General features: G+C 54.7%; 5 protein-coding genes. All 5 read right to left on the bottom strand.

Annotated elements, in window-relative coordinates; all coding sequences use genetic code 11:
* Positions 1-141 precede the first annotated feature (141 nt).
* Positions 142-582 (bottom strand): FMN-binding protein MioC, encoded by a 441-nt coding sequence (mioC, locus tag AC6I8W_RS20535; RefSeq protein WP_497836464.1) that lies wholly within the window; start codon positions 580-582, stop codon positions 142-144.
* Positions 583-737: 155 nt separating this feature from the next.
* Complete coding sequence (asnC, locus tag AC6I8W_RS20530; protein ID WP_013511092.1) at positions 738-1,199, bottom strand: transcriptional regulator AsnC; 462 nt, start codon at positions 1,197-1,199, stop codon at positions 738-740.
* 104 nt (positions 1,200-1,303) lie between these two features.
* On the bottom strand, positions 1,304-3,448 hold the full coding sequence (gene ovoA / locus AC6I8W_RS20525) for a 5-histidylcysteine sulfoxide synthase (protein ID WP_497838242.1): 2,145 nt from the start codon (positions 3,446-3,448) through the stop codon (positions 1,304-1,306).
* Positions 3,449-3,494: 46 nt separating this feature from the next.
* Entirely contained in the window at positions 3,495-4,955 is a 1,461-nt protein-coding gene (viaA, locus tag AC6I8W_RS20520; protein WP_497836463.1) for an ATPase RavA stimulator ViaA, read from the bottom strand.
* The gene (gene ravA / locus AC6I8W_RS20515) at positions 4,952-6,448 is read right to left on the bottom strand and encodes an ATPase RavA (protein WP_497836462.1); all 1,497 of its coding nucleotides are present in this window, start codon (positions 6,446-6,448) and stop codon (positions 4,952-4,954) included. Before ravA ends, viaA begins: the two co-directional genes overlap by 4 nt.
* Positions 6,449-6,656: the final 208 nt, after the last annotated feature.

The raw sequence follows: 6,656 nt of genomic DNA, 5'->3' as shown, positions 1-6,656 counted from the left end.
GGTTGTTATTGGGATAACTACCGGTTATACGCATGAATTAAGCTAGGTTATCCACAGGAGATCGGGAAATAAAAAGCATAAAACAGCGGAATACTCTGGGGATCGCCCTGATTTCACGATCCCCAACCGGGCTGGATCGTCTTATAACTGCGTTTTCCAGCTCTCGACCCACACTTCAGCCGGATCTTCCGGAATTTCATGTTCCAGTACGTCGATCTCAAGACGATCACCAATGCGTTTGGCGCCCAGCTGGTTCAGCTGATCTTCCAACAGCTTGATCGCACCGCAGAACAGATCGTATTCATGGTTGCCAATGCCCACTGCACCGTAACGCACGGCAGAGAGATCTGGCTGGGCCTCTTTTAACGCTTCATAGAAGGGCAGCAGGTTATCCGGAAGTTCACCAGCACCGTGGGTTGAGGTCACAATCAGCCAGATACCTTCATGTGGCACTTCATCCAGCGCCGGTCCATGCAGCATCTCGGTTGAGAAACCCGCTTCCTGTAGTTTTTCTTCCAGATGTTCGGCGACATATTCGGCGCTGCCAAGGGTACTGCCACTGATTAAGGTAATATCGGCCATGATGCTCTCCGGAACTCAAAGGCGAGCATTGTACGCTGTGATCAAGCCGTGATCCACCTGTGGAAAACAGGGTTAATAACAGAAAGCATTGGCTGGCAAGCGGCAACCCAGGCGCGATCGGCCTGGGATAAGTTTGTGCACAATAAAACAGGGGGTCAGGGCTTGATGGTACGCATGATCGGGTTTTGCAGGGAGATCAGGGTCTCGGTGGACTGAATTTCGTCGATGGTCTGGATCTTGTTGATCAGCACCTGTTGCAGGGCATCGATAGAGCGGCACATCACCTTAATAAAGATGCTGTAGTGGCCGGTGGTGTACCAGGCTTCGACCACTTCATCGAGTGCTTCCAGCTTGCTCAGTGCGGCAGGATAGTCACGGGCGCTTTTCAGGATAATACCAATGAAGCAGCAAACGTCGAAGCCTAGCTGGCGGGGATCAATCTCGACCCGAGTTCCGAGAATAATCCCTGCCTGGCGCATTTTCTCAACGCGCACGTGGATCGTACCTGGGCTGACATTGAACTGTTTCGCCAGCTCGGCATAGGCTGTGCGCGCATTCTCCAGGAGGGCATTCAGGATGCCCCGGTCGAGGTTATCCAGCTGCACATGTTCTGCCATATCCTTCCCTCTTCAATAGGTCTTCAGTGAACTGAGAAGAATGTGCAGCAAAATAGCGAAGCAGGCAAGGCGCAGACAACGGAGCTGCCGCTGTCTGCTCGCTTTTAACGCTTACGCCACAAGGTGACCTGCGCCAGCGTGTGCTGAAACTTGCGCGCTGTTTCACGGATCACGAAAGGCACATCCTGAGGGGACGCAATCTCGTCGAACTCATCACGCAACAGGCGTTGCAGCGTCTGATACGTTGTTAGCGCTTCACCGTTTTCACGCACGCCGCCCAGCCAGTTCTCTTTCGGCGTAAACGTTTCCAGCCAGGTATAGGGCGACGACAGCACCAGCAGGCCGCCAGAACGGATCATCGGAGTGATATCCAGCAGGAAGCGTTTTGGCTGACGCAGGCGATCCAACAGATTCGACGCCAGCACCAGATCGTAACGATTCGGCTGTGGCTTCAGGTTACAGGCATCGCCCTGCACGAAATGAATGCGCTGTGCCTGTTCGTCACCGAGGTCGAACGCTTTCAGGCGCACCTGACGATACTCCACCAGCTCGCCTTCTTCCGGCACCACATAACGGAAATCCGCACCGGAGGTCAGTTGCAACGCGACATCAATAAAGCGCGCCGAGTAATCCATACCTACCACGTGATCGAAATGGCGCGCCAGCTCAAAGCTGGCGCGGCCGGTGGCACAACCGATATCCAGTGCCTGTCCACGCCCGAGGCAGTGCGGCAACATCAGTGATACCAGGTATTCGGCATAATTTGGCACGCCGAAGTAGCGCGGTCCGTACTGAAAATCGAGGTATTGCGACACCATGCTGTCGGTTTCATACGGGTTTAGCGTCATGCTTTCTTCATGCGAGGAGACCACATAGCGGAACCCTGCGTGCTGGAAGAAGTGGCGACGGAAGGCGTAACGTGATGATTTCAGCGCCTCGTTGCCGGTCGAAATCCAGCTGCCGCCTTTGATCAGGGCATGTTTGCCATCAAAGGTCGGGGTGGAGAAATCGTCATACAGTGGGTGGACCTTGAAGCCTTCGAAACCGTTGGTTGGCGTAGTGGTCCATTGCCAGACATTGCCGACAATATCGAAAAACTCGCCCTGGGCGAAGTGATCCACGGGGCAGGATGAAGCCCAGTATGCCAGGTTGATGTTGCCAGGTGCATCGATCCAGTCGGGCTGATCGCCAGCGACCAACTCACGCAGTTGCATCCACTCGGCTTCGCACGGTAGCTGGATCGCTTTGCCGGTCTCTTCGGCCAGCCAGCGACAAAATGCTGCCGCTTCCAGTTGGTTAACCTCTGCGGGCCAGTCCCACGGCATCGCGACTTCTTCGGTCATCAGTCGCAGTTTTAGCTGATCGGGTTGCTGAATATCACCGACCCAAAAGGTGGGCATCTGCGCGCCTGCGAACTCACACCAGCCCCAGCCCTCATCATCCCACCAGCGCTTTTCCTGATAGCCGCCTGCCGCGACAAAGTTAAAATATTCCGCATTGCTGACCAGCATTTTGCTGGCTTTAAACGGTTTGAGTTCGGTCAGCTGGCTGCCATATTCGTTATCCCAACCGTAGGTATCGTCGGTTTTACCCTGCTGCACACGGCCACCGGGCATCGCAATCAAGGTGTTAGTGGGAACGCGTTGGCGATCGTGCCTGAATTGCGGGCATACCGGCCAGTGCGCTTGCGGCTGCACCCACTCAATCGGCAGCTGACGCATCAGGACGCTGGAGGTTTCCAGATGGATACGTTCATGTTCGATGCCCATCAGGATCACCCATGCCGGACTGTCCCAGTTGATGGGAAGTTCCAGTGGCATGGTCTGGATAAATTCACTGACCAGGGTTTTGACCTTGCCGCGATAATCGCGCACTTCCGCCACCGTCGGCCAGCTGTAGTGGCTGTCGTCCAGATCGTCCCAGCTCATTTCATCCACGCCGATCGCCATCATCGCTTCGATACGATCGTCAACGCGGTGATCAAGGTAGCGACCCGCCATCAGCTTATTAATATAGAAAGTGGCGGTATGACCAAAATAGAAGATCAGTGGATGGCGTAGCGAAATGGCTTTATTGAAGTACGCACGTTCGTCGGCCAGGCAATCGAACAGGCTTTCGTACAGCGTCCAGGTTTGCAGAAAGTAATCCAGCAGTTCGGCACGTTTTTGTTCTGAATTCTGGCCGGAGAGCCGCAGCGTGCGGGTTGGTGTTGGCAAGGCGGTGGTCACGATATGCTCCAGTTTGCTCAGCGAATTAACTTATCACTATAGCAAATAAGCATTTCCGTCAGATGAATTAGCGTTTCCAGCGGCGTAGCAGGCGGCTTTTCAGGCCAGTATCGAAGCGCCAGATATGATCGAAGATGCGCAGAATCCCCGGCTTGCCGTGCGCAGACATCGCCACGGCATGGAAACGCTGCTGCTGATGGCGCTGGCGCTGCTTAACGGCGTTGACGATCTCCTCCGGCAAGCGTTGGGCGATAAAATCGGAGACGATCACCGCATCGGCCTCCTGCCACAGGCTGCCTTCCATCCGTGCCACTACGGCCGCCAGACAGGCCGCCAAATCGGTGCCGCCACGAAAGCGCTGGCTGAGGAAGCGTACCGCCTGCTCAATACCGTTATCCGCCGTCAGCTCATAACCGATGACTTCATGGGCAAACAGCATAATGTAGCAGCGACGTTTATCCGCCAGCGCCACCTTCAGTAGCGCCAGACAAAAGGCTTTGGCGCAGCGCTCATTGAAGCCGCCCATCGAACCGGAAGTATCGACGCAAACAATAAAGGGGCCACGAGGTTGTTCTTCATGGTGCTGATGACTGACCGGTCGCAAAGAGATTTTTTCGTGCCAGGCATCGCCTTGCAGCCGATAGGTCAACAGGCGTTTTTCCACCAGGCGACGATAAAATTCCAGCTCCAGCTCACTGATACTTAATGTTGCCAACTCGGGCGGTAGCAGGCGCAGTACATCATCGCTCTGATGAATACCGCTGACCTCTTCCGGCACGTTATCTTGTTCGCGTACCAACTGGTGAAACTCCTCCAGTGGCGCATCCTGGGATGGCACCGCTTTCGCTTCACGGCTGCGTCCCAACTGTTGCGCCAGCTTCATCAGTTCGGGTTGTTGGGCAAGAAAATCACCGTATTGCACGATCAGTTCATAGTCACCATGCTGGAGCGGTGCTTTGCTCATATCCCACAAGCGTCCGGCAGCGGCTTCATCGTCATCGGTGAGTATCGGGGCCAGTTGCCCGCTCAGTGCCATGCGCTGCTGCAACTCCGCCAGCAAACGTTCGCGTTGTTGTTCCATCAACGTCTGATTCAGCGTCAGGGTTTGTAATGTCAGGCTGAGACGCCAGCGTTGCAGGAACAGGGTGTGTTGCGCGTTGCTGACCTGGTCGCTATCGGTATGCAGCAGCAGTTTGCTGGCTTCTTCGATAAACGGCGATGGCAAGGTTTTTAGTTGGCTAATGATGGTGGGTAATTGCAGGTTGAATTCATGCTGGCTGAACAACTGCGCTTGCTGAAACAGTTGAAACTCCTGCGCTAGCGTCTCGGGCACCGCCGTGGTTTTCATCTCTTCGGCGATTTCGGCGCGCCAGCGCGGCAGATCACGCATCATGGCTTGCTTAAGACGCGGGAATTTCTCAAAGAACATCGCCAGTTGTGGCGACGCCAGCAGCGCCAGAATTAACTCCTCGATCAGCTCGGTCTCACCAATCGACAACAGCGTGCTTAGCGTCTCCAGCGAGATCATTTACGCGCCTGTTTCAACTGTTCCGCCACATCTTGCAGGCTGGTTTCGATACGTGCCAGCCAGTCATCACTGATAAACAGGCAGCGCTGGTGCTGGCTGAACAGCGTCCGCTGGGCGCGCAACTGGTTATCCAGTACGTCAAATTCATCAATGATTTCCTGCGGCAATTCGTTGCTGGTGCTGACGCCGGGCAGTGTCAGACGTGTACCCTGTAGGCTGACATCACGTAATGTCAGGCAATGATGTGCGTCCACCAGCAGGTCAATCGTTTGTGCAAAGCCAATGCCGTTGAGCTTGCCACGGATCTCACCACCTTTCAGCAGCCATTGGTTCAACGCTTCGCGGCTGATCAGCACGTGGCTGACCTGCATATCATGCAACATCAACGGTTGTTGCAGCATCAACGTCAGTTGCTCATCGCTTAGCGTCGCAGGTAATTCATAATGGGGTTTGCGGCTGAACATGCCGCTGTGCTTCTCCAGCGTTAGCGCCTGCGCCACGCTCTGCTGCTGTTGCAGCGCCAGCCGCCGCGCTTTGATCTGCTGGAGTTTCATCAGCATCGGTTGTTGTTGCCAGGCGTGTTGTGTCATCAAGGCATCAATTTCGCGATCCAGCAGCTTCATTGACGTGACGTCATGCCACAGGCAATCTTTCAACAGAATCAGATCCAGCGGGGCAATAGACGTGCGGCCACTGTAGAACGCGCTGGCCTGCAACAGATGGATGGCTTTTTTCCAACGGCGGTCAGAAATGTAAGGCGCATCGGGTAGATTTTCCAGCTGCTGACGCAGCTGATAGATCAGCTCAAATACGTGGTCTGGCAGGCTCACCTGACTGATGCCTTGTTGCCACTGATAGTACTCTTCATCGCTGATACAGAGTGAGTCGGCCACCGGATTGACGCTTTCATCCTGCTGGTGGGTTAGCATGCTGCGGAAGTTCTGTTTTTCGTGCACGTTATCGAGCCACAGACGAATCAGCATCCGGTCATACAGAGCTTCCAGCCCACTGTCGGCTTCCGGCAGTTCGTTGGAGGCGGTGACCAGCAGGCGCATCGGAATCTTATCTTCACTGTCGCCATTGCGGAAGCGACGTTCGTTGATGGCGGTAAGCAGGGTATTCAGAATCGCCGGACCGGCTTTCCAGATTTCATCAAGAAAGACGATTTCGGCATCCGGCAGATAGCCTTTGGTCAGACGCTGATAGCGACCTTCATCTTTTAATGCCTGGATGGAGAGGGGACCAAATACTTCTTCAGGAGTGGAGAAGCGCGTCATCAGGTATTCAAACGCGCGGGCATGCTGGAAAGCGTACTTCAGGCGGCGGGCGATCAGGCTTTTGGCGATGCCTGGCGGCCCCAGCAAAAAGACGCTTTCGCCACTCAGTGCGGCTAACAGACAGAGGCGGATCGCATGATGCCGTTCATACAACCCCTTTTCCAGGGCGTTGCTCAGGCGAGAAATTCTTTCTGCCAAAAGATGGGGTTGAGCCATAATCACATCATTGTCCTTCTGATCCTGGTGCCATCGCATTCTGGCGAGCGCATTACTCTACTGATTATCATGCGTGAAAGCGTTGATAGCCGTCAGCTTTTTTGTTTCAGAAGGTTGATGCGAGGCTACTCGCCTGTTGCGGCGCATTTTTGCTGGATTTTGCCGTGAAAAACCGCGTCGCTCACGCCATGTTGTATGTTTGTAAGGG

The organism is Pantoea sp. X-Soil-TKNS-1211 (genome assembly GCF_059730495.1).
The sequence above is the reverse complement of the archived record's forward strand: the minus strand, read 5'-3'. Positions and strand labels throughout refer to the sequence as shown.

Excerpts from the sequence above, each read along its gene's own strand:
- mioC (WP_497836464.1), bottom strand. The coding sequence starts at position 582 with ATGGCCGATATTACCTTAATCAGTGGCAGTACCCTTGGCAGCGCCGAA.
- asnC (WP_013511092.1), bottom strand. The coding sequence starts at position 1,199 with ATGGCAGAACATGTGCAGCTGGATAACCTCGACCGGGGCATCCTGAAT.
- viaA (WP_497836463.1), bottom strand. The coding sequence starts at position 4,955 with ATGATCTCGCTGGAGACGCTAAGCACGCTGTTGTCGATTGGTGAGACC.
- ravA (WP_497836462.1), bottom strand. The coding sequence starts at position 6,448 with ATGGCTCAACCCCATCTTTTGGCAGAAAGAATTTCTCGCCTGAGCAAC.